The sequence below is a fragment of the Streptomyces sp. CB02414 genome (assembly GCF_001905385.1).
Lineage (GTDB): Bacteria > Actinomycetota > Actinomycetes > Streptomycetales > Streptomycetaceae > Streptomyces.
Window position 1 is genome coordinate 90,295 of sequence record NZ_LIPF01000002.1, and the last position, 23,883, is coordinate 114,177.

The following is a 23,883-nucleotide window of genomic DNA, read 5'->3' on the forward strand; positions in this document are numbered from 1 at the left end:
CCCTGCTCCATCGTCCATGGTGCGGCGTGGGTGTCCGGCCCCGGAACGCGGACCCCTCACCCGACGTCGAGACGCAGCAGATCCTCCTCGGTCTCCCGCCGCACGACGACCCGCGCCTCACCCTCCCGCACGGCGACGACGGGCGGACGCAGCGCGTGGTTGTAGTTGCTGGCCATGGAACGGCAGTACGCCCCGGTCGCGGGTACGGCGATGAGGTCCCCGGGTGCCAGGTCCCCCGGCAGGAAGGCGTCCTTGACCACGATGTCCCCGCTCTCGCAGTGCTTGCCCACCACCCGGGTGAGCATCGGCTCGGCGTCGGAGGTGCGGGAGACGAGGGCGACGGTGTACTCGGCGTCGTACAGCGCGGTGCGGATGTTGTCCGACATGCCGCCGTCGACGGAGACGTAGGTGCGCAGCCCTTCGAGCGGCTTGACGGTGCCGACCTCGTAGAGCGTGAAGGCGGTCGGCCCGACGATGGCCCGCCCGGGCTCGACGGAGATACGCGGCGTCCGCAGCCGGGCGCCCTCACACTCCCGGGTCACGATCTCGGTCAGCGCCTTGGCGATCTCGTGCGGCTCGCGGGGATCGTCGTCACTGGTGTACGCGATCCCGAGCCCGCCCCCGAGATCGATCTCGGGCAGCTCGACCCCGTGCTCGTCGCGAATGTCCTTGAGCAGCCCGACGACCCGGTGCGCGGCGACCTCGAACCCGGACATGTCGAAGATCTGCGACCCGATGTGGGAGTGAATCCCGATGACCTCGAGCCCGTCCAGCTGAAGCGCCCGCCGCACGGCTTCGGCGGCCTGCCCCCCGGCCAGCGGAATCCCGAACTTCTGATCCTCATGAGCCGTGGCGATGAATTCGTGCGTGTGCGCCTCGACCCCCACGGTGATCCGGATCTGCACCCGCTGCCGCTTGCCCAGCGACTGGGCGATGTGCGCGACCCGCACGATCTCCTGGAAAGAATCGAGCACGATCCGCCCGACCCCGGCGCGCACGGCCCGCTCGATCTCCTCCGGCGACTTGTTGTTGCCGTGGAAGGCGATGCGGTCGGCGGGCATGCCGGCGGAGAGCGCCGTGGCCAGCTCCCCTCCCGAACACACGTCGAGGTTGAGCCCCTCCTCGTGCAGCCACCGCACGACGGCACGGGACAGGAACGCCTTGCCGGCGTAGAACACGTCGGCGTCCGTGCCGAAGGCGGTGCGCCAGGCCCGCGCCCGGGCCCGGAAGTCGGCCTCGTCGAGGACGTAGGCGGGGGTGCCGTACTCCTCGGCGAGCTGGGTGACGCTGATCCCGCCGACGGTCACGACACCGTCCTCGTCCCGGCCCACGGTCTGCGCCCAGACCTTGGGGTCGAGGGCGTTGAGGTCGGCGGGCGGTGCGGAGTAGTGGCCCTCGGGCAGGACATCGGCGTGGCGGGGCCCGGCGGGGTGTGCGGAACGGCTCATGACGTCTTCTGTGCTCTCTTCAGAGGTGGTCGGGTGCGTCGATACCGAGCAGGGTCAGGCCGCCGGCCAGCACCGTCCCGGCGGCTTCGGCGAGGGCGAGCCGGGCACGGTGGGCGGCCGAGGGTTTCTCCCCGCCCCGCGGCAGCACGGTGGTCAGGAAGGGAAGCGCGGCGTCGGCGACGGCGACGAGGTGCCGGGCGAGCCGGTCGGGCGCGCGGTGGTCCGCCGCGGCGGCGAGAACGCGGGGGTAATCACCGAGGGCGGCGAGGAGGTCCTGGCTCTGCACGGGACCGGGCCGGCCCTCGAATCCGAGATCGGCGGCGTTGCGGGTGAGGGCACGAGTCCGGGCATGGGCGTACCGCACCCGGAAGAGGGGGTTGCTCTCCCGCTGGGCGAGGTGTTCGTCGCCGATCCGGGGCCGGTCGTGGGCGGCCGGGTGGAGCAGGGCCCAGCGGGCGGCGTCGCGGCCCAGGGGCAGGGGGTCGGCGGGGGCGGGCACGGGACGGACGTTGACGGGCAGGCTCGCGGGCGCCGGTCCGACGCCGTCGGTGCGTACCCCGAGGACGGCCGTCCACTCGGGGTCGAAGCCCTCCGCCGTGGCACGCACCAGGGCGCCCTGGGAGCGCAGTATGCGGGCAGCGGCTTCGGCGACGACGACGGCACGGAGGTCGTACGGACAGTGCAGCTGCACGATCCGCCCATCGGGCCCGCCGGCGTACCCGTACCGTGTCCCGGCGCCGCGGATCTCCTCGACGAGCGCGGCGGGGGCGCCGCCACCGAGGCTGATGTTGAGGAACCCGGGCCCGGTGAGGACGACATCGGCGACGCCGTCGACCCCCACGAGGTACGGCCGCAGCACCTCGGCGACCCGGTGGGGCGGCTGCCCGGCCGGCCGGGCGAGCTGGAGGGCGATGTTGGTGGCGTAGTCCCCGCATCCCCCGGGCCCCGGCGGCGCGACCACGGCCCGCTCCGGGACGGTCACGTCCAGCTCCCCCGCGTCGACAGCGCGACGCACCGCGTGCAGCACGGTGCGGGAGAGCTCTGCGGGGGTCACGGGTCAAGCGTATGGGAGGAGGGGGGTGGGTAGGCGAACAGGTTTGGCGCCGGTCCCGACATGTGGACGACTCTGACGCTGATCTTGAACCGGAACTCGGCACTCACCCGGCCGGTTCGGCCTGCGCCGGCGACTCACTCTCCCCCGCCGCACCGAGCACGGCCCGCAACGCCGCCGCGCCGCCCCCGCTGACCTTGCGCTCGACCAACTGCCGCACGAGCGCGACGAGCTCGGCCGGCTCGAACGGCTTGGACAGAAAGGCGTCGGCCCCGGCCTCGAACCCGGCGTCGATCTCGTACTGCGTACAGGCACTGACGATGGCGATCGGAAGGTCCCGCGTACGCGGATCGGCACGCAGCCGGGCGGCGGTCCGCACCCCGTCCAGCCGAGGCATGACCACGTCCAGCGTCACGACGTCGGGCCGCACCTGATGGACGACTTCCAGACATTCGGCACCATCGCCCGCGGTCACGACCTCGAAGCCCTCCAGCTCGAGGTTGACCCTGATCAGCTGCCGGATGACCTTGTTGTCGTCCACAACAAGAACCCGGCCAGACGCCCTAGGCACAACTCGAGAGTAGGTCCGGACCGGCCACCGCGTCCGGGTTTTCCCGACTTCCACCCCGTGCGGGGGACGACGCCGTCGGGGCTGACGCCGGTGTTGCCCCGGTCGTGGCCTTCGCCCGGGGCGGGCGAAGGGTGCGGCACGACCCGCGGAAACCCGTTCATGACCACCCCGGGGGAGCTGGTAGTGTTCTACCCGTCGCCGCGAGCAACACCGAACGCGACTGACACGCCCCCGTAGCTCAGGGGATAGAGCAACGGCCTCCGGAGCCGTGTGCGCAGGTTCGAATCCTGCCGGGGGCACCCTGTATGAGGTGCCCAAAGACCCCGTCACCAGCGGAAACGCTGAGGCCGGGGTCTTCGCGTATGTGCAGGCGGGCGCCGCCGGAAGCCAGCCCTTGCCGTCACGCAGGCAATGTCTCGGCCTCATCCGGTGAGATCACGGCACGGTGAACGCACTCACTCTCCGAACGCGGCCGCAGTGACTTCGCGTTCCAGCCTCGCGCGATGGAACTCGTAGGTTCTGACGTCGGAGACCTTGATGACTACGCAGAAACGCTCCGCTGAGGACAACTGTCTGGCCACCTGCGCGTACTCGCGCCGCAGGAAGTGAATCGCGGCAAGGTTAGCCATCGGCGTCTGCCCGGCCACCAGAAATACCGGACAAGCGGACTCTTCGGGTGTGAACTTCGCGACGAGAGCGTGCTCCTGGTTGCCCTGGTCGAACAGGAATTTGTCCTCACCGACTTCGATGGCCACCGAGTCCGGACGAGTGCCGTCGTAGGGATGAAAGACGACGCCGGGCAGGTGTGCGGCGAGGTGGCCGCCGGTGCGGATGTTGGCGCCTCCGATGGGCCCGCCGACACAGAATTCAGTACGGTCCCCGTTGCCGCCGCGAAAGTCACCGGACTCCAGTGAGACATGGCAACCCAACTCAGCCGCGATCAGGGATATTTCCATAGCCGCCCGTATATCACGATACTGCGCGACGCCAGGTGAGTTGTGCTTGTTGCCCAGCACGACCAGACAGGTCTGTCCAGGCCGAACGCCGAAAAACGCCGCCCTCTTGTTCACCGCCCGAGCACGCTTGGCTCGCTCCCACAACCAAACAAACCCGCCCCCGAGCAAGCTGGTCACTAGCCCAATCACGATGTTCACAAGCGTCGACTGAATCTCGTCCCCCTCTTCCCGCCTGGCATCTTTTCACGGCTTGGTGACCTCGCACCATAAGATCTGCCTCGGTCTGCCCTCCATCGCCAGTGCAACGGCCGATCTCATCCGGGCCGCGGCGCCGTTCCCGGCCGAGCGGCAGGCCGGGAAACGCACCAAACGTCGCGAGGGGCCGGGCCATCTGATCACCGGACTACGCTCGAACCGTGCCCAACCGGCATCCCCCGAGAAGCGGTTCAGGCCGCACGCGCTTCCTGCCGGGTAGTCATAGGCGGTTCGGCCGTCGTGCCGCGTGGCTTCTTCCACGGTCGGGACGCAGGGGGACAACAGCGCCTCCGTGTGCTGCGTGACCATGCCTTGAACGAGCCTGAGCACGCGCACATCGTTCTCGTGTCCCTGTTCCTCGTCGTCGCGTATGTGCAGGAGCCCGTAGGAACCAGGGGCTACTGCGGCCACATGCTCGGACAGTTCGACCACGTCAGGCGACGATCGGTGATGTGAACAGCCTCCGAGGTGGATGAACGGCTCGCCGTTCATCCACCTGAGGTCAAGCAAGTACGGACTGTCCGTCCGGGCAACGTGAAGACGCAACTCGTCGACGACCTGCCGCAGTCGGGGCCCGTCGTCGTCACCGGCCGCGGTCTCCCTGACCGTGGTCCACCCGTGATACTCAAACATCCCGCGATCGCAGTGAGGCGGCCCGCTTCACCGCGCCGGCCGCGGCCCGTTCCGCCGGACACTCCTAGGGGCACGGATCGCTCGTCCGCCTGCTCGCCGTGCAGCGACCCGCCGGCTGGGCCCGCGACGATGAGGCCCTGCACGCCGCCGCCCTGGTCGGCGCCGAACTCGCCGCCCGTCCCCGCCCGCGGTCACAGCCCGTTGACGGTCAGTCCCGCCAGTACGCCGTATCCCACGGGCAGGACGTAGAGGGCTCGCGAGGCGGCGGTGCGGTTCCTGGTGAGTTCGATCAGCGCCGCCGTCGCGATGCCGAACATCGCGGCGAACAGGACGAGATCGGACCAGTCGACCGCCGGCCAGTGCCCGGAGGCAAGGGCGGTGACTACCATCGACCCGCCGAACAGCGCGCCGGCCGCCAGGGCTTCGTTCTCCACGACCGCCGGGCGCCCGGCCGCATCGGTGCGTACCGCCTGCCGCACGAGACGGACGGCCACCGCCACCGCGGTCAACGTCGCGATGACGAAGGAGAGCTGGAAGAACAGTGTCATGACGTGTGCCTCCTTCCGGGGCGCCGGGACGGTCAGCCGCAGGCCGTGGCCACGGCGCCGATGCCGGTGACCTCGCCGAACATCGACACGAGGGCCTTCAGGCGCTCTTCCTTGTTGCCCGCCCGCACGACGAGCTTGGCGCCCTTGTAGACACCGCCGAGCTTCTTCAGCTTCAGGACGAGTACGGCGTTGCCCGCCACGAAGCCGCCGATCGCGGCGACGCACTTCGTGACCTTCCACGTGGTCCCCCAGCCGCTGTAGGCCACCGGCGTGCTGTGCTCCGCGCCGATCGTCGCGATCACCTCGGCCTGCACGGCCTCGTCGTCCGGGTACATGGCGGCGACGACCTGGTCGAGGGTCGCGCCCGCGGGCAGATCGCCGAAGCGGTCCTCCAGTCCGTCGAGCCGGATGCGGGGAGCGCCTGCGTCGGTCCGGAAGGCCTTGGCGGCCGCATGCACCGTGGTCTGCGCCCGCTCGGCGCGGTGGTGGTCGTATGCGGTGGCGCCGGCCATGCCCGACGCCGCGCCCAGGGCGAGGGCCGTGGCGGCGACGACGGCAGCCGTACGGACGTGCCTGCGGTTCACGTAGCAATTTCCTTGCGTTATGCGCGCAAGGGCGGGGCGGGCCGGTCGTGCGCATCGTCGGGACAGAGCTTCGCAGGCATGGCCCGGCGATGCCGACTGTTCCCGTCCCCCCTTGCACAACTACTGACGTACGTGCCCGCCCCTCGGTCTGGTCTGGACCTCCGGCGGGCCCCAAGAACGTACCGATCGGCGGACAGATCCTTCAATCTCAAGCCAGGTGAGCATGATCACCTGTGAAGTCACGCTGCGGAGGCAACCTCTCCTTCGATGTTTCACTCGCAGTTGGCCGCCTGTCGTCGACGTGCGTGCCTCCCCGCCGGCCTGGGTGGGGAGGCACGTCGGTCATCTCACGTCAGGGCCAGTACCGTCCGTACGACCTGGCGCAGCATCGACTCCGGGTCCGGGGCGGGGCCCGGGGAGCGCCAGGCGACGAAGCCGTCGGGGCGGATCAGGACCGCGCCGCCGCGGGCGACGCCGTGGGACCTGGCCCAGTCGGTGTCCTCGTCGTCCGCGGGGGTCAGGTCGGCGTCCGGGCCGGCGCCCACGCGGTACGACTTGAGCGGGACGCGCAGGTCGGCCGCCAGGCGGGTGGCCGCCTCGTGCCAGCCGGTGGGCTGGGCGGCGTCGCTGAGCAGGACGAGGGAGTCCTCGTAGAGGTCGAGGGTGGAGATGCGGGCGGCGTCACCGTCGCCGGGGCGGTGGAGCCAGAGGTGGGGGGCGCGGCTGCCGGGGGCGCCGGTCAGGTCCAGGCCCTCGGGGACGACGGGGGTCGCCGGGTCGGCGCCGACCACCGCGCCCTGGGGGTAGCGGTAGCCGAGGGCGACGTTGAGGATGCCGCGCTGCGGGCCGCCGCCGGGACCACCCGGGCCGCCGGGACCGCCAGGGCCGCCAGGGCCGCCAGGACCACTGAGGCCGCCGGGACCGCCGGGTCCGCCGGGACCGCCGGGACCGCCGGCAGGCCCCTGGCCCGGGCCGCCTCCCATCCCCGGCGGCGGTGCGAAGCCCGGGTGGCTGTGTTCCACCGAGCGGCCGGCGGCTCGGGCGCTGGTGGCCTCCGCCACCGGACGGCGCTCGGTGTCGTAGGTGTCCAGGAGGCCGTCTCCCGCCCAGCCCTCCAGGACCGCGGCCAGTTTCCAGGCCAGGTTGTGGGCGTCCTGGATGCCGGTGTTGGAGCCGAAGGCCCCGGTGGGGGACATCTCGTGGGCCGAGTCGCCGGCCAGGAAGACGCGGCCCGAGCGGTAGCTGCGGGCGACGCGCTGGGCGGCGTGCCAGGGAGCCTTCCCGGTGACCTCGATGTCGAGGTCCGGGTCGCCGATCGCGCGGCGGATGTGGGCTGCGCAGCGCTCCTCGGTGAAGTCCTCGACCGTCTCGCCCTGTTCGGGGTGCCAGGGGGCGTGGAAGACCCAGTTCTCGCGGTTGTCCACCGGCAGGAGCGCGCCGTCGGCGTCCTCGCTGGTGAGGTAGCAGACGATGAACTGGCGGTCGCCCACGACGTCGGCGAGGCGGCGGGAGCGGAAGGTGAGGCTGACGTTGTGGAAGAGGTCGCCCGGACCGCTCTGGCCGATGCCGAGCTGCTCGCGGACGGGGCTGCGGGGGCCGTCGGCGGCGACCAGGTAGTCCGCGCGGATGGTGGTGTGCTCGCCGGTCTCCCGGCTCTTCACGATGGCCGTGACGCCCTCGGTGTCTGCTTCGAAGGAGAGCAGTTCGGTGCCGAAGCGCAGGTCGCCGCCGAGGTTGGTGGCGTGGGTGAGGAGTTCGGGCTCCAGGTCGTTCTGGGAGCACAGGCACCACGAACTCGGGCTGAAGCGGGCCAGCCCACCGCCCGCGTCCATTTCCTTGAACAACCACTCACCCGCGTCGCCGACCAGGGTGGGCGTCTGGAGGATGCCGTGGTTCTCGGCGAGGGTGGCGGCGGCCTTCCTGATGTCCGGTTCGGTGCCGGCCACGCGGAAGATCTCCATGGTGCGGACGTTGTTCCCCCGCCCGCGGGGGTGAATGGACGTGCCGGCGTGGCGTTCCACCAGGGTGTGCCGGATGCCCAGCCGCCCCAGGAAGACCGAGGTCGACAGGCCCACCAGGGACCCGCCGACGATGAGGACCGGGACGCGGTGGACCCCGCCCCCGGGGGCGGCCCCACCGGGCCGCTCGGCTCTTTCGTTCATTGATCGTCCTCCGTTGTGACGGATGTCGTCCTTCGCGGAGCGCGCGTTCGGGCTCCGTGCGTCGGACCTCGTCGCTGGACTCGTCCGGCGACAGGTGCGCGCCGGGGTCTACATGCATGCCCCCTGCGGCCCGGTGAGGCCCGCGACGGCGCAGGCTTCACCCGCTTAACCGTCCTGGTTCGCGGTCCCCGCGTGCACGGCTCACGATCGTGCTTACCGCGACCGCCGCACCACGCCGGACCAATCGCGCACGCCGCGACGATCGCGCCCCAGTCCACGAGGAAGTTCCCCGGAAAGAGGTGGGCCGGATGACGGTCTCTCCCGTCGTAGCGACGGATACCGTGTCGGCGGATGCCCAGACCACAGGAGTCACGGCGGTATCGGGCACCGTGTCCGCGGACACGGGCGGCGTGACGGTATCCGCGTTCGACGGATCCCGCGTGCGGGTCGTTCTGATGCTGGACATCCACGACGGAAAGCAGCAGGAGTTCCTGGACGCCTACGACGGCATCCGCGACCGGGTCGCCGCCGTTCCGGGACACGTCAGTGACCAGCTGTGCCAGTCGGTGGACAACCCCACCCAGTGGCTCCTCACGAGTGAGTGGGAGAGCGCTGAGCCCTTCCTGGCCTGGGTCAACAGCGAGGAGCACCTGGACACGGTGGAGCCCTTGCAGGACTACGTCAGGGACACCCACTCCCTGCGTTACAGCGTCCTGCGGGAAACCGCCGCGGAACAGCCCCCGTCCGCCGCGGACGGTGCGGCACCGCGGACCGCTCCCCGGGTCGGCGGCAACGTCGTACGGCACGCCCTGACCTTCACCGTGAGACAGGGCAGCGAGGAGGAAGTCGCCCGGCTGCTGGCCGGCTACACCGCGCCCGAGGCCCGCGTCGACGAATCCGGCCGGCTGCTGCGCACCTCGGTCTTCCTGCACGGCACTCGCGTCGTGCGGGCCGTGGAGGTGCGGGGCGACCTGCAGACCGCGCTGCGTCACGTCGCCCGGCAGCCCGCGGTACGGGCCGTCGAGGAGGCCCTCAACCCGTATCTGGAGCAGGAGCGGGACCTGCGCGATCCCCGTGCCGCCCGGCGCTTCTTCACCCGGGCCGCCATGCCGGCCGTCCACCACGTGGCCTCCGGCGACGGTGCCGGGGCGCGTACGCGGCGGGTGGCGCTGCTCTACCCGGTGCGGGCCGGCGCCGGTCCGGAACTGGCCCGGCTGCTCGCCCGCCAGGACGCGGTCGCCGCCCACACCCCGGACAGCCCGCTCCTCGCCGCCACCGTCTTCCACCGCGACGACCTCGTCGTACGGCTCGTCGACGTGGACGGCGAGCCGGAGGACTCGCCGGCGTTCGTCCTGGGGCTGCACGGGTCCGCCGGTGCCCCGGGCGGCTCCGGGGACGCCGGGGCCGCCGTGGCCGAGCGGCTGCTCGACACCGCTGCCGTCGGCATCGACGGCCCCCTGACGGAGGCCCGGACGCTGTCGCTGCTGCTCGCGCGGGCCCGCATGACGCCCCTGACCGACCGGCGCTCGCCCGCCACCTGAACCCCGCGCCGTCGGGACGCTGCTCGCCCGGCCCCGACCACCCCACCGGGCCGACGGCACCGGCCCCGCGCCGGACCGACGCGGCGACCGGCCTTCCGCGACCGCCCCCACGACCCGCCCGCGACCCGACCCGCGACCCACCCCGGCAGCCGACCCGGGCCCGACGACGCGCCCGCCACTGGCACGGCTGCCACGGGCTAAGGCCCGCGCACGGGTCGCCCCGACCTCCCCACCGCCTCCCCTCACCCGGAGTGAACGACATGACAGACCAGCAGGTACGCATCGTCTCCCTCGGCGACATCGCGCCGAACCGCCGCCGCGGCGGAGACCTCCGCGCCCTCCTCACGCCCACCACCGCCGGGTCCACCAGCGGCTTCATGGGCGTGGCCATCGTGCAGCCGGGCGAGCGCATCGCCGAGCACTACCACCCGTACTCCGAGGAGTTCGTGTACGTCACGGACGGCGCGCTGGAGGTGGACCTGGACGGTGTGCCGCACGCCCTCGGCACCGGGCAGGGTCTGCTGATCCCGCAGGACATGCGCCACCGCTTCCGCAACACGGGGGACACCGAGGCCCGGCTCGTCTTCCACCTGGGGCCGCTGGCCCCGCGGCCGGAGATCGGTCACGTGGACACCGAGGACGCGGCGGGCAACCCGCTGCCGCTCCCGGACCACGCGGGGTGCACCGGGCACGAGCGCCCCGCCGCCGCGGCCGAGGCGGTGTCATGACCCGGCGTCGGGTCGCCGTCACGGGCATAGGCGTCGTCGCCCCGGGCGGGATCGGCGTGCCCCAGTTCTGGGGGCTGCTGTCCGACGGCCGTACGGCGACGCGCCGCATCTCCCTGTTCGACCCGGCAGGGCTGCGCTCGCAGATCGCCGCCGAGTGCGACTTCGAGCCGCTGGAGCACGGGCTGGACCTCGCCACGGTCCAGCGCAGCGACCGGTACGTGCAGTTCGCGCTGGCCGCCGCCGCCGAGGCGGTGGGCGACGCCGGCCTCGACATGGCGCGGGAGGACCCCTGGCGGGCCGGTGCCACGCTGGGCACGGCGGTCGGCGGCACGACCCGGCTGGAACACGACTACGTGCTGGTCAGCGAGCGCGGCTCGCGCTGGGACGTGGACGAGCGGCGGGCCGAGCCGCACCTGGAGCGGGCCTTCACCCCGGCGACCCTGTCCTCCGCGGTCGCCGAGGAGTTCGGCGTGCGCGGGCCGGTGCAGACCGTGTCCACCGGGTGCACCTCCGGCCTGGACGCGGTGGGGTACGCCTACCACGCCGTCGCCGAGGGCCGCGTCGACGTGTGCCTGGCGGGCGCGGCGGACTCGCCGATATCGCCGATCACCATGGCGTGCTTCGACGCCATCAAGGCGACCTCCCCCAGCAACGACGACCCCGAGCACGCCTCCCGGCCCTTCGACGCCGATCGCAACGGCTTCGTCATGGGCGAGGGCGCCGCGGTGCTCGTACTGGAGGATCTGGACCACGCCCGGGCCCGCGGCGCGCACGTGTACTGCGAGATCTCCGGCTACGCCACCTTCGGCAACGCGTACCACATGACCGGGCTCACCAAGGAGGGCCTGGAGATGGCACGGGCCATCGACACGGCGCTGGACATGGCCGGGCTGGACGGCTCCGCCATCGACTACGTCAACGCGCACGGCTCCGGCACCCAGCAGAACGACCGGCACGAGACCGCGGCCGTCAAACGCTCGCTGGGCGAACACGCCTACGCGACGCCGATGAGCTCGATCAAGTCCATGGTGGGCCACTCGCTCGGCGCGATCGGCTCCATAGAGCTGGCCGCGTGCGTGCTCGCGATGCACCACCAGGTGGTGCCGCCCACGGCCAACTACACGACCCCCGACCCCGAGTGCGACCTGGACTACGTGCCGCGCGAGGCACGGGAGCGGACGCTGCGGCACGTGCTGTCGGTGGGCAGCGGCTTCGGTGGCTTCCAGTCCGCGGTCGTGCTGAGCGGCTGTGAAGGAGGGCTGCGATGAGCGGACCACAACGGACCGGGCAACGCCGTACGCAGGACGGCAGCAGGCGTGCCGTGGTCACCGGCCTCGGCGTGGTGTCGCCGCACGGCATCGGTGCCGAGGCGCACTGGAAGGCCGTCGCCGACGGCGCCAGCGTCCTCGGGCCCGTCACCCGCGAGGGGTGCGAGCACCTGCCGTTGAAGGTGGCGGGCGAGGTGCGCGGCTTCGACGCGGCGGAGACGGTCGAGGGACGGTACCTCGTCCAGACCGACCGGTTCACGCACTTCGCGCTGACGGCCACCGATCTGGCGCTGGAGGACGCCCGGTTCGGCCGGGCCGACGTCGAGTCGCCGTTCTCGGTCGGGGTGGTCACCGCGGCCGGTTCGGGCGGTGGCGAGTTCGGGCAGCGGGAGCTGCAGAACCTGTGGGGGCAGGGATCGCGGCACGTCGGCCCGTACCAGTCGATCGCCTGGTTCTACGCGGCCAGCACCGGCCAGATCTCCATCCGCAACGACTTCAAGGGCCCGTGCGGGGTCGTCGCCGCCGACGAGGCGGGCGGCCTGGACGCCCTGGCGCACGCGGCGCTGGCCGTGCGGGGCGGCACCGACACGGTGGTGTGCGGCGCGACGGAGGCTCCGCTCGCCCCGTACTCGATCGTCTGCCAGCTGGGCTACCCCGAGCTGAGCGCGGCCGCCGAACCCGACCGCGCCTACCGGCCGTTCACCGAGGCGGCCTGCGGGTTCGCGCCGGCCGAGGGCGGTGCCGTGCTCCTGGTCGAGGAGGAGCGGGCGGCGCTGGAGCGCGGGGCGGACGTGCGGGCGACGATCGCCGGGCACGCGGCGACCTTCACCGGGCCGTCCCGGTGGGCCGAGTCCCGGGAGGGGCTGGCGCGCGCGATCCAGGGCGCGCTGGCCGAGGCCGGGTGCCGGCCCGAGGAGGTGGACGTGGTGTTCGCCGACGCCCTCGGGGTGCCGGATGCCGACCGGGCCGAGGCCCTGGCGCTGGCCGACGCGCTCGGCCCGCACGCGCGGCGGGTGCCGGTCACCGCGCCCAAGACCGGTACCGGACGGGCGTACTGCGCGGCCCCGGTGCTGGACGTGGCGACGGCGGTGCTCGCGATGGAGCACGGGCTGATCCCGCCGACCCCGCACGTGTCCGGCGTCTGCCACGACCTGGACCTGGTCACCGGCCGGGCCCGGCCCGCCGAGCCGCGTACGGCACTCGTCCTGGGCCGCGGGCTCATGGGCTCGAACGCGGCGCTCGTCCTGCGGCGGGGCGGCACCCCGCCCGCCTGAGGACCGACCGACCAACGCCTGTCCGAGTGAGCGCCGGCCCCGGTGCCGGACGCCACCCCGAGTGAAGGAGGACCCGCATGACCGACCAACTGGACTACCAGGTGACCGTCGAGGAGCTGTCGGCGCTGATGAAGCGCACCGCCGGCGTGCACGTCGATCCGGTCACCCTCCGGCAGCAGGCCGACGACGGCTTCGACACCTTCGGCCTGGACTCCCTCGGCCTGCTGGGCATCGTGGCCGAGCTGGAGAAGCGGTACGGGCTGGGCCTGCCGGAGCAGGCCGAGCGCTGCAAGACGCCCGCGGATTTCCTCGCGCTGGTCAACGGCGCCCTGAAGACGGGAGTGTGAGATGGCAGGCCACACCGACAACGAGATCTCCATCGCCGCGCCGATGGAGCTGGTCTGGGACATGACCAACGACATCGACAACTGGCCGCGGCTGTTCAGTGAGTACGCCTCCGTGGACGTGCTGGAGCGCGACGGCGACCGGGTGACGTTCCGGCTCACCATGCACCCGGACAAGGACGGCAAGGTGTGGAGCTGGGTCTCCGAGCGGGTCGCGGACCCGGTGACCCGCACCGTGCGCGCCCACCGGGTCGAGACCGGCCCCTTCCAGTACATGAACATCGTCTGGGAGTACGCGGAGACCGCGGACGGCACGCGGATGCGCTGGATCCAGGACTTCGCGATGAAGCCGGACGCGCCGGTGGACGACGCCTGGATGACGGACAACATCAACCGCAACTCGCGGACGCAGATGGCGCTGATCCGGGACCGGATCGAGCAGGCCGCGGGCGAGCGGCGGACCGCCGCGGTACTCGCCGACTGACGTCGAGGAAGGGCATCTCTCCATGCACCACACCCTGATCGTCGCCCGGATGGCACCCGGGGCGGCACCGGACATCGCGAAGGTGTTCGCCGAGTCCGACAGCGGCGAGCTGCCCCACCTGGTGGGCGTCAACCGGCGCAGTCTCTTCGAGTTCGGTGACGGCGTGTACATGCACCTCATCGAGAGCGACGAGGACCCGGCCCCGGCGATCGGCCGGCTGACCGGGCATCCGGAGTTCCGCAGGGTCAGCGAGCGGCTGGAGCCGTACGTCTCGGCGTACGACCCGGCCACCTGGCGCGGCCCGAAGGACGCGATGGCGCGCTGCTTCTACCGCTGGGAGAGCGGCGCCGTCGGCTGACGGACCGGCGGTGGACGCACCGCGCCGGGGCCGGCCGGCTCACGCCGGGCGGCCCCGGCGCACGTGTGCGTGCCCGGCCGGACATCTGCGGTCGCCCGTTCTCCTGTCCGCCGCTCGCGGACCGCCCGGACCGCCCGAAGGTTGCCCCCCTGAACCGAACAGGCGTGTGAGAAGCCCCACTTCGGAGCCGGTGATGTTTCGGCACGTCCTTCCGCTTTGATCATCGTGGCGACAAAAGCACAGCGGAGTCCGCGGAGTCCACTGTGCGCGCCCCGCCGACCAGCAGAGAGGACGCACGCCGTGGGCCGATCCACCGCCCGCCAGACCCGCCGAAGAACCACGCCGGGCGGTGACCGGCGCGCCTCCCGCGCCCGCAGGAGGAGCCGCCGCCGGTCCGCCCGCCTGGTCCTGGGCGGCCTGACCTCCGGCGCCGTGCTGCTCGCGACCGGCGCCGCCGTCGCGCACTGGCAGCACACCCGGCCCACGGTGACCGACGACCAGGCGGCCGACGTCGCCGACGCCCTGGACGCCGCCGGGCCCACGGGCGCCTCCGGCACTCCGTCCGGGACGCCTTCCGGGCAGCCGTCCGGGACGACCCCGAGCCCCTCCGCGTCGCCGTCCGTCAAGGCGTCCCCCTCGCCGTCGCCCTCCCCCTCCGTCATCGCCGTTCCCGCGACCGGCCCCGGCACCTTCGTCACCGCCGAGGCCGACGGGTCGACCGTGGGCGACGGCAGCCGTGTGCGCCGTTACAAGGTGCTGGTGGAGGAGGGCATCGACATCCGGGCGGGCGCCGCCGCCGCCGAGATATCCGACGTGCTCGCCGACCGCCGCGGCTGGACCAGGGACGGGATCAACTCCTTCCGGCTGGTCAGCTCCGGCTCCTACGACTTCGTGGTGAAGATCGCCACGCCGGGCACCGTGGACGAGATCTGCGGCGCCTACGGCCTCAACACCCGGGGCGAGGTGAACTGCGCGGTCGGCACGGACGTCGTGGTGAACCTCAAGCGCTGGGTGCTCGGCTCGCCCCAGTTCGACGGACCGATCGGCGACTACCGGGCGCTGATCATCAACCACGAGGTCGGTCACCGCATCGGCCACGGCCACGAGACCTGCCCGGGCCCCGGTCTGCCCGCACCGGCGATGATGCAGCAGATCAAGGGCCTCAAGGGCTGCGTCGCCAACGCCTGGCCCTACGACCGGGACGGCGACTACCTCGGCGGGCCCTCGGTCGCCTGAGCGGCGGACGGTTCGGGGGACAGCGGACGGGGCCGGAGGCGATGATCGGCCCATGACCACCACACCGCGTTTTGACCCCCGCGCCCTGCTGGCGGAGAGCCGGCTCGGCGTACTCGCGACGATCAAGGCGGACGGCCGCCCGCAGCTCTCCCCCGTCATGCCCTCCTACGATCCGGAGGCGGACGTCGTCCGCGTCTCGACCCGCGACGGCCTGGCCAAGACGGCGAACCTGCGCCGGGACCCGCGGGCCGCCCTGGAGGTGACCGCCCCGGACGGCAGGTCCTGGGCCACCGCCGAGGGCGTCGCGACCCTCACCGGCCCGGGCACCGACCCGCACGGCCCGGAGGTCGAGGCGCTGGTGGAGTACTACCGCGCCGCCGCCGGGGAGCACCCGGACTGGGACGAGTACCGGATGACGATGGTGTCCGACCGGCGGGTGCTGCTCACCATCGCGGTCGAGCGCGTGTACGGGGCCGACATCGGGTGAGCGGGATCTCCCTGCGATCTCCTCGCCCTTTCCCCGCGATTTCCTCGCGGCGGCGGTGAAAGATCCGCGCGCCGTTTCCGTACCTCCTGGTGTACGCGCACACGTGCGAGTTCCTCGCGTCGCCCTGGAGGCATCATGCGGCTGTCCCGCAACAGGATCGCAGTCGTCGGCCTGTTCGGTGTGATGACCCTGACCCTCACCGCGCTGGCCTTCCCGGCCGTGCTCGGTCTGGACAAGGCCGACGGGAACCAGAACCGGGTCATCGCCAGTACGAAGTTCGGGCCGGTCACCGAGGCCGACCGGGACTTCGTGGTGAAGGTCCGGGCCGCCGGGCTGTGGGAGTACCCGCTGGGCGAGATGGTGATGGAGCGCGGCACGACGAAGGAGATGAAGACGGCCGGTGAGCACCTGGTCGTCGGGCACGCCGGGCTGGACGCGATGTGCCGGGAGATCTCTCCGGAGCTCGGCATCACGCTGCCCAACCGGGCCTCCCCGCAGCAGGAGGGCTTCGTGGCGACGGTGGACGCCAAGAGCGGCAAGGAGTTCGACTCGTCGGCCGTAAACATCATGCGGGTGACGCACGGCCAGATCTTCCCGGCCATCGCCAAGATCCGGGCCACCACGAAGAACACGCTCGTGCGGCAGCTGGCCGACCTGGCCAACGACACCGTGCTGGACCACATCACGGTGCTGGAGAAGACGGGACTCGTCGAGTACGACAAGGTCACCTTCCAGCAGACCGGGCCGGCGAAGCTGCCGAGGGAGAAGGTCACCCCTCCCCCGCCGCAGCCGGGCGAGCGGGTGCTGGTGCTCAAGCCGCGCCCCGACCTGGACGTGAACACCGCCTCACCGACGCCCACGCCGTCACCGGCGGCCGGGTGACCCGGGCGGCCCGCCGGACCGGCGTCAGGCGTCGCGGGCGGCGGTGACGTCCGTCGTCCGGCCCAGCGGGTGCGGTTCGGGGTCGTCCGGTGCCGGACCCAGTGGCTCGCCGCCCGCCTCGCTGAAGGCGGTGAGCGCCTCGACCAGGGCGGCCCGCTGGTGCGGCGCGAGCCGTTCGACGATCGTGGCGATCTCGGCGCGCCGCCGGGCACTGACGTTCTCGACGGTGCACCGGCCCTCGTCGGTGAGGCGCAGCAGGGTCTCACGCCGGTTGCCGGGGTTGGCCCGGCGGTCGGCGAGCCCCGCCGCGATCAGCCGGTCGACCATGCGCATCGCCGTCGACGGAGCGACCCGGAGGTGGCGTCACCCGCTCCTCCACCTCGGCGAGGGACCGTGCGGAGACCGCCACCAGCAGGCGTGAGGCGGCCAGTACCGCCCTGGTGACCGCGTCGACGTCGTCCAGGCCCTCGGCGGGCATCTCACGCTCCGGCATGGGTCCTTTCTACCGCGCCGGCTCCACGTGCCGAACCTCGGCCGGCGCCCGGGGAACGGCCGGCACCGCCTGTACATCTTTCCTGCTGTGCAAGGGTGGGGACGGATTCCCGGACCCGGAGGGCGGCGATGACGACAGGACGGACACCCGCGGTGGCACCGGGAACGGCCCGGAGTCCCCGCGCGTTCACGGGGTTGGCGGTGGACGGTCAGCGGGCGCCGCTGGGCGGGGCGAAGAAGGAAGGAAGAGCGGGATCATGACCGCTTCCGGGCCGAACGGCGGCGCGACGCCGAACGAGCCGGACGAGCCGGGCGGTGTGCCGCCCGTGTCCGAGGACGTCTGGCGGAAGTTCCTCGAGGACGACGAGCGCGCCATCCGCGCCTCCGCCTTCCGGGAACCCGCGGCGCGCGAACGGACGCCCGGATGGCGGCCCGTGCCGCCGCCCGCCGCGGTCGGCGAGCTGTGGCGCCCGGAGGACCCGTGGCCCGGACCGGGCTGGCGCGAGCTGGACGGCCGCGCCCGCGTCCGGCGCATCGGCCGGGTGATCGGCACGGCCGCCGCGGTGGCCCTCGCCCTGACCGCGTGGTCCCAGCTGTCCACCGGCCCCGGCACGCCGCCCGGCGGCGGACCGGCCGACACGATCGGGCGGCGCCTGGAGGAGAGCCCCGTGCTGCCCAGCGCCGCCACCCCCGCGCCGACGGCGTCCACCGCCACCACCCCGGCGGCCTTCGAGCCCGACCCGTCCGCCGTTCCCCGGGCGTCCCTCTCTCCCTGGACATACGACTGAACGCTCGTTTAGCATGTTGTACATGCGTTCAATCCCGGAGGACCGGACCACCCGGGCCCTCATCCGCGACGAGGCCCTCGGCCTGTTCGCCGCCCACGGGCCGGACTCGGTGACCGTGCGGCAGATCGCCACGGCGGCCGGAGTGTCGCCCGGGCTGGTGGTGCACCACTTCGGTTCGAAGGACGGGCTGCGCCAGGAGGTCGACCAGTACGTCGTGGCCGCCTTCGAGGCGATGCTGGGCGAACTGACCGGCGACGGGAGCGACGAGCAGCCGCTCGACGCCGGCGCCGGCGCCGCGTCCCTGAGCGCGGCGTTCACCCGTCACTTCCCGGCAGGCTCCCCGCTGCCCGGCTACCTCCGCCGCCTGCTGCTGGCCGACTCGGAGGCCGGACGACAGCTGTTCGGCCGCCTGTACGAGCTGAGCCGTGCCGCCCTGGACGACCTGGCGGCGGCCGGGCTGGCCGTACCGGGCCGGGACCCCGCGGCCCGCGCGGCCGTGCTGCTCGCCAACGACCTGGCCGTCTTCCTGCTGCGCGACCGCATCGGCGAGGTGCTGGGCACCGACCCCCTGTCGGCCGACGGCATGGCCCGCTGGGCGCCCGAGGTCCTCGGCATCTACACGGGCGGGCTGAACGCGCCACCTCCCCCGGAGGCCCCCCGAGAAGCCTAGGAAGGCAACGGTGACCGCACATGCCGACCGACCCGCCACCCGCACCGCGCACGCCGTCCACCCCGCACCCGCCGTCGGCACCGCGGCCGGCGTCCGCGCCCGCCGCGGCCGGCCCCGCCCCCTCCCCCGTGCTGCACGCCCGTGACCTGCACAAGGCGTACGGCAGCCACCGCGTCCTGCGCGGCGCCGACCTCACCGTCGCCCCGGGGCAGCTCGTCGCGGTCGTCGGTGAGAACGGCGCCGGGAAGTCCACCCTCCTCAGGGCGCTCGCCGGCACCCTGCCCCTGGACCGCGGCGAGGTCCGGCTGACCGGGACGCTCGGGTACTGCCCCCAGGACCCGGTCCTGAACGGCAGCCTGACGGTCGAACAGCACCTGCGCTACTTCGCCGCCGCCCACCGCCTCCCCGGCCTGGACCGCGCCCGGGACCTCGTCCGCGCCCTGGGCTATGAGCGCTACGAACGGACCCCCGCGGGCGAGCTGTCCGGCGGCACCCGGCAGAAGCTCAACCTCACCCTGGCCCTGCTGCACGACCCCGGCGTACTGCTGCTCGACGAGCCCTACCAGGGCTTCGACTGGGAGACGTACCTGCGCTTCTGGGACCTCGTGGAGGATCTGCGCACCCGCGGCAGGGCCGTCGTGGTCATCACCCACCTCGTCTTCGAGCAGGACCGGTTCGACCTGCTGGCCGACCTGGCCGAGGGCCGCCTCACCGCACGCGCGGCGGCCGGAAGGGAGCACCGCCGTGTCGACGCCTGACCTGACCACCCGTCCGGGACCGCTGTACCGGCAGTTCCCGACCGCCCTGCGCTTCTCGGTGCGCGACCAGACCCGCAACCGGCTCGCCGGTCTGCTGCTACTGGTGTTCGTGCCCGTCTGGTACCTGGTCATGAACGCGATGGCCGGGGGCGAGCCGCTGGACTTCAAGCTGTACGCCACCGGTGAGGTGCTGCACGTCGACGGCGGGCACCTCACCCTGATCACGGCGGGGCTGAACTCGGTGACGATGATCGCCGGCTTCGTCGTCTTCGACGCCGTGCGCAAGTCGCTCGCCTTCGACCGGCGCCTCGTCTTCGCCGGGTACCGGCAGTCCACCCTCATAGGTGCCAAGACCCTGGCGGTCGCGGCGGTCGCCACGGGTATCGCCCTCTACACCGCGCTGGCGGTACTGGTCTTCTGGCGCCCGGCGGTGGGCGCGTGGTTCGCCGTGCTCGCCGGGTTCACCGTCATCGCGCTCACCTACGGGGCGCTGGGCCTGCTCCTCGGCGTGCTGGTCAAGCGCGACCTGGAGGGCTTCTTCCTGATCATCATGGGCGGGCTGATGGACACGTTCCTCCAGAACCCGCTGGGCAACCCGCTCGCCAACGAGCCGATCCTCCAGTGGTTCCCGTCCTTCGGGCCCATGCAGTTCGCGGCCGGCGGCGCCTTCGCGGACGGCGCGCTGTGGGGGCACCTCGGGCTGGGGCTGGCCTGGGCCGGCGGGTTCAGCGCGGTGGGGCTGGTCATCTTCCGGCTGCGGACCCGCAACCGCGTCCGCTGACGCGTCAGGCGCTGCGCTTGCGGGACGCCGCCGTCTTCCTGGCGGTGCCCTTGCCGGCCGCATTCTTGCCGGTCGTCGTGCTCTTGCCGGCCGCGCTCTTGTCCGTCGTCCTTCTCGCGGAAGTCCGGTCCGTCGTCTTCTTCGCGGGCTGGGCGGACTTCGCCGTCGGCTTCCGGGCGGTCGACGACGCCGGCTTCTTGGCCGCCGTCTTCTTCGCGGCCGTCGACGTCGACTTCTTGCCGCCGGTCTCCTTGGGTGTCCGACGGGCCGGCCGCTCGCGCTGCGGCAGGGTCCTGACCTCGGCCTCCTCGGCCCGCCCCGTGCCTTGCCCGTCCCGGGACTCCCGGGCGGCCCGCACGCTGCCCTCCAGCGCGGCCATCAGGTCCAGGACCTTGCCGGGCGCCGCCTCCGCCGGGGCCCGCGGGGGTGCCTCGCCGGCCGCCTTGGCGGCGATGACCTCCTCCAGCGCCTCGCGGTACTCGTCGTGCAGGTCGTCCAGATCGATCTCGCCCAGCGTGTCCATCAGCGCGTCGGCGAGGTCCAGTTCCTGGTCGCGGACGGTGACGCCGGTGTCGGGGGCGACGCCCTCGGGGGCGCGCACCTCGTCCGGCCACAGCAGCCCGTGCATCACGATGGCGTCGCCGGCGACCCGGAGCATGCCGAGGCGTTCCCGGCCGCGCAGCGCGAACTTGGCGATGGCGACCCGGTCGCTGCGCCCCAGCGCCTCGCGCAGCAGGGTGTACGGCTTGGCCGCGGTCACGCCGCTCGCCGCGAGGTAGTACGCGGAACCCATCTGGAGCGGGTCGATGCGCTCCTGCGGGACGAACGCCACGATCTCGATCGTCCGCGCGGTCGGGACCGGCAGGTGGGACAGGTCCTCGTCGGTGATCGGGATCATCGAGCCGTCGGCGTCCTCGTAGGCCTTGCCGATCTCGGCCTGGCTCACCTCGCGGTCCTCCAGCTCGCAGACCTTGCGGTAGCGGATGCGGCCGCCGTCCTCCGTGTGGATCTGGCGGAAGGAGACCGAGTGGCTCTCGGTCGCGTTGATCAGCTTGACCGGGATGCTGACCAGGCCGAAGGAGATGGCGCCGTTCCAGATGGATCGCACGTGCCGCACCTTTCCTGCCAGTTTCGTGAGATTGTCATGGTATGGCGCCTATCACCGAGGTGGAGGGGCGGCGGGTCGCGCTCAGCAACCTGGACAAGGTGCTGTATCCCGAGACCGGCCTCACCAAGGGCGAGCTGCTGCACTACTACGCGACGACCGCCGGAGTGCTGCTGCCGCACCTGCGGGACCGTCCGGTCTCCTTCCTGCGCTACCCGGACGGTCCGGACGGCCAGGCCTTCTTCACCAAGAACGTGCCGCCGGGTACGCCCGACTGGGTCACCACGGCCGAGGTCCCCCGTTCGGAGGGGCCGGCCCGGATGGTGCTGGTGCAGGACCTGGCGAGCCTGATGTGGGCGGCGAACCTGGTGACCGAGTTCCACACCCACCAGTGGACCGCCGGCGACCCCGACGAGGCCGACCGGCTGGTCTTCGACCTCGACCCCGGGCCGCCCGCGACCGTCGTGCACTGCTGCGAGGTCGCGCTGTGGCTGCGGGAGCGGCTGGCGGCGGACGGGATCGAGACGTACGCGAAGACGTCCGGGGCGAAGGGGCTGCATCTGCTGGCGGGGGTGCGGGGGTCGTCCTCGGAGCGGGTGTCGGAGTACGCGAAGGCCCTGGCCGTGGAGGCGGAACGGGCCCTGCCGCGGCTCGTGGTGCACCGGATGACGCGCAGCCTGCGGCCGGGGAAGGTGTTCGTCGACTGGAGCCAGAACGCCGCCCGCAAGACCACGGCCACCCCGTACACGGTGCGGGCCCGCGCGGTGCCGGCCGTCTCCACCCCGGTGACGTGGGAGGAGGTGGCCGGGTGCCGGGGGGCGGAGCAGTTCGTCTTCCGGACCGGGGACGTGGGGCCGCGGGTGCAGGACCACGGCGACCTGCTGGCGCCGCTCTTCGACCGGCGGCGGGCGGCCCCACTGCCCTGACCCGCACTGCCCTGACCCGCACTGCCCTGACCCGCGGGGTCCCGTCCCGGGTGCCCCGCGCGCCTGGGCGGGTCCTCAGACGGGCGTCCAGGTGCCCCGGTCCCGGGCCATGGCGTGCAGGGCCTCCACGTCCGCCGGTTTGAGCATGCCGCCCAGGCGGGCCAGGCCCGGCAGCTCCCCGTCGGTGAGGACGCGGACCGAGCGCGGCGGCTCCTGGACGGTCACGTGTGCCGGGTCGACGAGGACGAGGACGGCGTGGACCTCGGCCGTCAGGGCGTGACCGGCGCGGTCGGCGTCGGCGCGGACCCGGCGCAGCAGGGGAAGGGGCTCGCGTCGGCCCAGCGCGACCAGGGGGCCGGTGACGCGGACGCGTTGCCGGCGGGCGGGCAGCGTGTGGACGGCGAAGAGGCCGCCGGGGCCGATGAGCAGGTGGTGGATGCGGTCGCCGCCGGGCAGCGGGACGGAGTGCAGGGTGCGCCAGCCGGCGCCGTCGAGGCGGTCCAGGGCCGCTCCCGCCGCCTGCTCGGCCGCCAGCGCCCGGCGCCGCGGGTCGGGGCGCAGCCGGTGCGGCGGGCCGGGCTCGCGCTCCAGGGCGACCAGGAGCTGCTCGCCGGGCCGGTTGGGGGCGAGGTCGTCGTCCGGGTGGAGGGTGAGGCGGGCCAGCTCGGCGGGGGTCGGGACCGGCGGCGGGCCGACCGTGACCGGGCCGGTGAGGAAGGGGCCCAGCGCCGCGAGGACCTCGCCCTCCCGGTCCTCGCGCAGCAGGTTGACGCGGGCCGTCTCGCGGTCGTACCAGGCGACGTTCCCGCCGTCCGGGAGGCAGACGTACAGCCGTTCCTGACCGTGCCGCCAGGCCGGTACGACGCGCAGTCCGTTCATGCACCATCACCCCACGACCATGGGAACAGGCGGGGTGCTGCCCGGGCAAGAACCGGGCTACCTTTGACAGCGGTTGGGAAGATCGGGGCCGGGGAGTCCCTCGGGCCGGTCTGCTCGGGCGGGTTTGGGGAGGCGCCGTTGCGTACGCGTGGGCAAGGACCCGACGTACCGGCTCCGGGCCGGCCGTGGACGGAGATCGTGCCGGGGCTGTGGATGGGCGGGCACGAGTGCCGGCGGCAGGCCGGGCGGGTGGGGCCCGTGGTCGTGCGGGACGAGTTCGATCTGGTGCAGACCCTGCTGCGGCTGCCCGGGCACGGGCCGGACCCCGGTGTCGAGCACCATGTGTGGCCGATCCCCGACGGCCCTCTCGACGGCACCCAGCTGGCGGGGGTGATCCGGCTGGCCCGGGCCGCGGGCGAGGCGCTGGACGCCGGCCGGACGGTCCTCGTCCGCTGCTTCCACGGGTACAACCGTTCCGGTCTCGTCGTCGCGCACACGCTGATGCGCCGGGGTGCCGACGCCGACGAAGCGGTCCGGCTGATCCGGGCCCGGCGCTCGCCGTGGGCGCTGCACAACGAGCTGTTCGTCGAGTACCTGCGGGCCGGCCTGGACACCGTGCGGCTGCTGGAGGAGCTGGCCGAGTAGCCCGCCGCGCGGGGCCGCGCGCAGAATGG

General features: G+C 72.9%; 26 protein-coding genes, 1 tRNA gene and 1 pseudogene. 17 read left to right on the plus strand and 11 right to left on the minus strand.

Going from position 1 to position 23,883, the window contains the following annotated elements; all coding sequences use genetic code 11:
• Positions 1-56 precede the first annotated feature (56 nt).
• From lysA to AMK11_RS06515, 3 genes are all read right to left on the minus strand, one after another.
• The gene (gene lysA, locus AMK11_RS06505) at positions 57-1,448 is read right to left on the minus strand and encodes a diaminopimelate decarboxylase (RefSeq protein ID WP_073724185.1); all 1,392 of its coding nucleotides are present in this window, start codon (positions 1,446-1,448) and stop codon (positions 57-59) included.
• A 19-nt stretch (positions 1,449-1,467) separates the two neighbouring features.
• Complete coding sequence (gene nrtL, locus AMK11_RS06510; RefSeq protein ID WP_073724186.1) at positions 1,468-2,502, minus strand: ArgS-related anticodon-binding protein NrtL; 1,035 nt, start codon at positions 2,500-2,502, stop codon at positions 1,468-1,470.
• Between the two features lie 103 nt (positions 2,503-2,605).
• Entirely contained in the window at positions 2,606-3,070 is a 465-nt protein-coding gene (locus tag AMK11_RS06515) for a response regulator (RefSeq protein ID WP_073724187.1), read from the minus strand.
• A 227-nt stretch (positions 3,071-3,297) separates the two neighbouring features.
• Between AMK11_RS06515 and AMK11_RS06520 the strand changes: the two genes are divergently transcribed.
• Positions 3,298-3,369 (plus strand) — tRNA-Arg (locus tag AMK11_RS06520).
• Positions 3,370-3,525: 156 nt separating this feature from the next.
• On the opposite strand, the gene AMK11_RS06525 is transcribed toward AMK11_RS06520, so the two are convergent.
• From AMK11_RS06525 to AMK11_RS06545, 5 genes are all read right to left on the minus strand, one after another.
• Entirely contained in the window at positions 3,526-4,224 is a 699-nt protein-coding gene (locus AMK11_RS06525; protein ID WP_241846909.1) for a hypothetical protein, read from the minus strand.
• A 45-nt stretch (positions 4,225-4,269) separates the two neighbouring features.
• Positions 4,270-4,914 (minus strand): Imm7 family immunity protein, encoded by a 645-nt coding sequence (locus AMK11_RS38375; RefSeq protein ID WP_241846910.1) that lies wholly within the window; start codon positions 4,912-4,914, stop codon positions 4,270-4,272.
• A gap of 191 nt (positions 4,915-5,105) precedes the next feature.
• Complete coding sequence (locus tag AMK11_RS06535) at positions 5,106-5,462, minus strand: hypothetical protein (protein ID WP_073724189.1); 357 nt, start codon at positions 5,460-5,462, stop codon at positions 5,106-5,108.
• 32 nt (positions 5,463-5,494) lie between these two features.
• Complete coding sequence (locus AMK11_RS06540; protein ID WP_073724190.1) at positions 5,495-6,046, minus strand: hypothetical protein; 552 nt, start codon at positions 6,044-6,046, stop codon at positions 5,495-5,497.
• Positions 6,047-6,393: 347 nt separating this feature from the next.
• Entirely contained in the window at positions 6,394-8,208 is a 1,815-nt protein-coding gene (locus tag AMK11_RS06545) for an FAD-dependent oxidoreductase (protein WP_073724191.1), read from the minus strand.
• Positions 8,209-8,516: 308 nt separating this feature from the next.
• Here AMK11_RS06545 and AMK11_RS06550 point away from each other — a divergent pair, with 308 nt between their 5' ends.
• From AMK11_RS06550 to AMK11_RS06595, 10 genes are all read left to right on the plus strand, one after another.
• Positions 8,517-9,749, plus strand: a complete 1,233-nt coding sequence (locus AMK11_RS06550; protein ID WP_079187285.1) for a SchA/CurD-like domain-containing protein — start codon at positions 8,517-8,519, stop codon at positions 9,747-9,749.
• Positions 9,750-10,009: 260 nt separating this feature from the next.
• Positions 10,010-10,477, plus strand: a complete 468-nt coding sequence (locus tag AMK11_RS06555; RefSeq protein ID WP_073724193.1) for a cupin domain-containing protein — start codon at positions 10,010-10,012, stop codon at positions 10,475-10,477.
• A complete protein-coding gene (locus AMK11_RS06560) occupies positions 10,474-11,745 on the plus strand; it encodes a beta-ketoacyl-[acyl-carrier-protein] synthase family protein (RefSeq protein ID WP_073724194.1) in 1,272 nt (423 codons plus the stop codon). The genes AMK11_RS06555 and AMK11_RS06560 overlap by 4 nt, the downstream gene beginning before the upstream one ends.
• On the plus strand, positions 11,742-13,019 hold the full coding sequence (locus AMK11_RS06565; protein WP_073724195.1) for a ketosynthase chain-length factor: 1,278 nt from the start codon (positions 11,742-11,744) through the stop codon (positions 13,017-13,019). Before AMK11_RS06560 ends, AMK11_RS06565 begins: the two co-directional genes overlap by 4 nt.
• A 77-nt stretch (positions 13,020-13,096) precedes the next feature.
• Positions 13,097-13,366: an acyl carrier protein gene (locus AMK11_RS06570; RefSeq protein WP_019326889.1), complete on the plus strand. Its 270-nt coding sequence runs from the start codon at positions 13,097-13,099 to the stop codon at positions 13,364-13,366.
• A gap of 1 nt (position 13,367) precedes the next feature.
• The gene (locus AMK11_RS06575) at positions 13,368-13,847 is read left to right on the plus strand and encodes an SRPBCC family protein (RefSeq protein ID WP_073724197.1); all 480 of its coding nucleotides are present in this window, start codon (positions 13,368-13,370) and stop codon (positions 13,845-13,847) included.
• A gap of 22 nt (positions 13,848-13,869) precedes the next feature.
• Positions 13,870-14,205 carry a TcmI family type II polyketide cyclase gene (locus tag AMK11_RS06580; RefSeq protein WP_073724198.1) on the plus strand — a complete coding sequence of 112 codons (336 nt, stop codon included), beginning with the start codon at positions 13,870-13,872 and terminating at the stop codon, positions 14,203-14,205.
• Between the two features lie 300 nt (positions 14,206-14,505).
• Entirely contained in the window at positions 14,506-15,441 is a 936-nt protein-coding gene (locus tag AMK11_RS06585; protein WP_073724200.1) for a DUF3152 domain-containing protein, read from the plus strand.
• Between the two features lie 52 nt (positions 15,442-15,493).
• Positions 15,494-15,928, plus strand: a complete 435-nt coding sequence (locus AMK11_RS06590; protein WP_073724202.1) for a PPOX class F420-dependent oxidoreductase — start codon at positions 15,494-15,496, stop codon at positions 15,926-15,928.
• A 135-nt stretch (positions 15,929-16,063) separates the two neighbouring features.
• Positions 16,064-16,810: a DUF4142 domain-containing protein gene (locus tag AMK11_RS06595; RefSeq protein ID WP_073724204.1), complete on the plus strand. Its 747-nt coding sequence runs from the start codon at positions 16,064-16,066 to the stop codon at positions 16,808-16,810.
• A gap of 24 nt (positions 16,811-16,834) precedes the next feature.
• On the opposite strand, the pseudogene AMK11_RS06600 reads toward AMK11_RS06595, so the two are convergent.
• Positions 16,835-17,303, minus strand: a pseudogene (locus AMK11_RS06600) (MarR family winged helix-turn-helix transcriptional regulator).
• 256 nt (positions 17,304-17,559) lie between these two features.
• Between AMK11_RS06600 and AMK11_RS06605 the strand changes: the two are divergent.
• Genes AMK11_RS06605 through AMK11_RS06620 form a run of 4 tightly spaced genes read left to right on the plus strand, consistent with a single transcriptional unit; the run spans position 17,560 to position 20,299 of the window.
• Positions 17,560-18,090, plus strand: a complete 531-nt coding sequence (locus AMK11_RS06605) for a hypothetical protein (protein ID WP_073724206.1) — start codon at positions 17,560-17,562, stop codon at positions 18,088-18,090.
• Between the two features lie 22 nt (positions 18,091-18,112).
• Complete coding sequence (locus AMK11_RS06610) at positions 18,113-18,760, plus strand: TetR/AcrR family transcriptional regulator (RefSeq protein WP_073725622.1); 648 nt, start codon at positions 18,113-18,115, stop codon at positions 18,758-18,760.
• A 20-nt stretch (positions 18,761-18,780) separates the two neighbouring features.
• On the plus strand, positions 18,781-19,518 hold the full coding sequence (locus AMK11_RS06615; RefSeq protein WP_079187286.1) for an ABC transporter ATP-binding protein: 738 nt from the start codon (positions 18,781-18,783) through the stop codon (positions 19,516-19,518).
• A complete protein-coding gene (locus tag AMK11_RS06620) occupies positions 19,505-20,299 on the plus strand; it encodes an ABC transporter permease (protein WP_073724208.1) in 795 nt (264 codons plus the stop codon). Before AMK11_RS06615 ends, AMK11_RS06620 begins: the two co-directional genes overlap by 14 nt.
• Before the next feature lie 4 nt (positions 20,300-20,303).
• On the opposite strand, the gene ku is transcribed toward AMK11_RS06620, so the two are convergent.
• Positions 20,304-21,407: a non-homologous end joining protein Ku gene (gene ku, locus AMK11_RS06625; RefSeq protein WP_073725624.1), complete on the minus strand. Its 1,104-nt coding sequence runs from the start codon at positions 21,405-21,407 to the stop codon at positions 20,304-20,306.
• A gap of 41 nt (positions 21,408-21,448) precedes the next feature.
• On the opposite strand from ku, the gene ligD reads away from it, so the two are divergent.
• The gene (ligD, locus tag AMK11_RS06630) at positions 21,449-22,330 is read left to right on the plus strand and encodes a non-homologous end-joining DNA ligase (RefSeq protein WP_073724210.1); all 882 of its coding nucleotides are present in this window, start codon (positions 21,449-21,451) and stop codon (positions 22,328-22,330) included.
• Between the two features lie 75 nt (positions 22,331-22,405).
• On the opposite strand, the gene AMK11_RS06635 is transcribed toward ligD, so the two are convergent.
• Positions 22,406-23,209 (minus strand): NERD domain-containing protein, encoded by an 804-nt coding sequence (locus AMK11_RS06635; protein WP_073724212.1) that lies wholly within the window; start codon positions 23,207-23,209, stop codon positions 22,406-22,408.
• 138 nt (positions 23,210-23,347) lie between these two features.
• On the opposite strand from AMK11_RS06635, the gene AMK11_RS06640 reads away from it, so the two are divergent.
• A complete protein-coding gene (locus AMK11_RS06640; RefSeq protein ID WP_073724214.1) occupies positions 23,348-23,854 on the plus strand; it encodes a protein-tyrosine phosphatase family protein in 507 nt (168 codons plus the stop codon).
• Positions 23,855-23,883 lie beyond the last annotated feature (29 nt).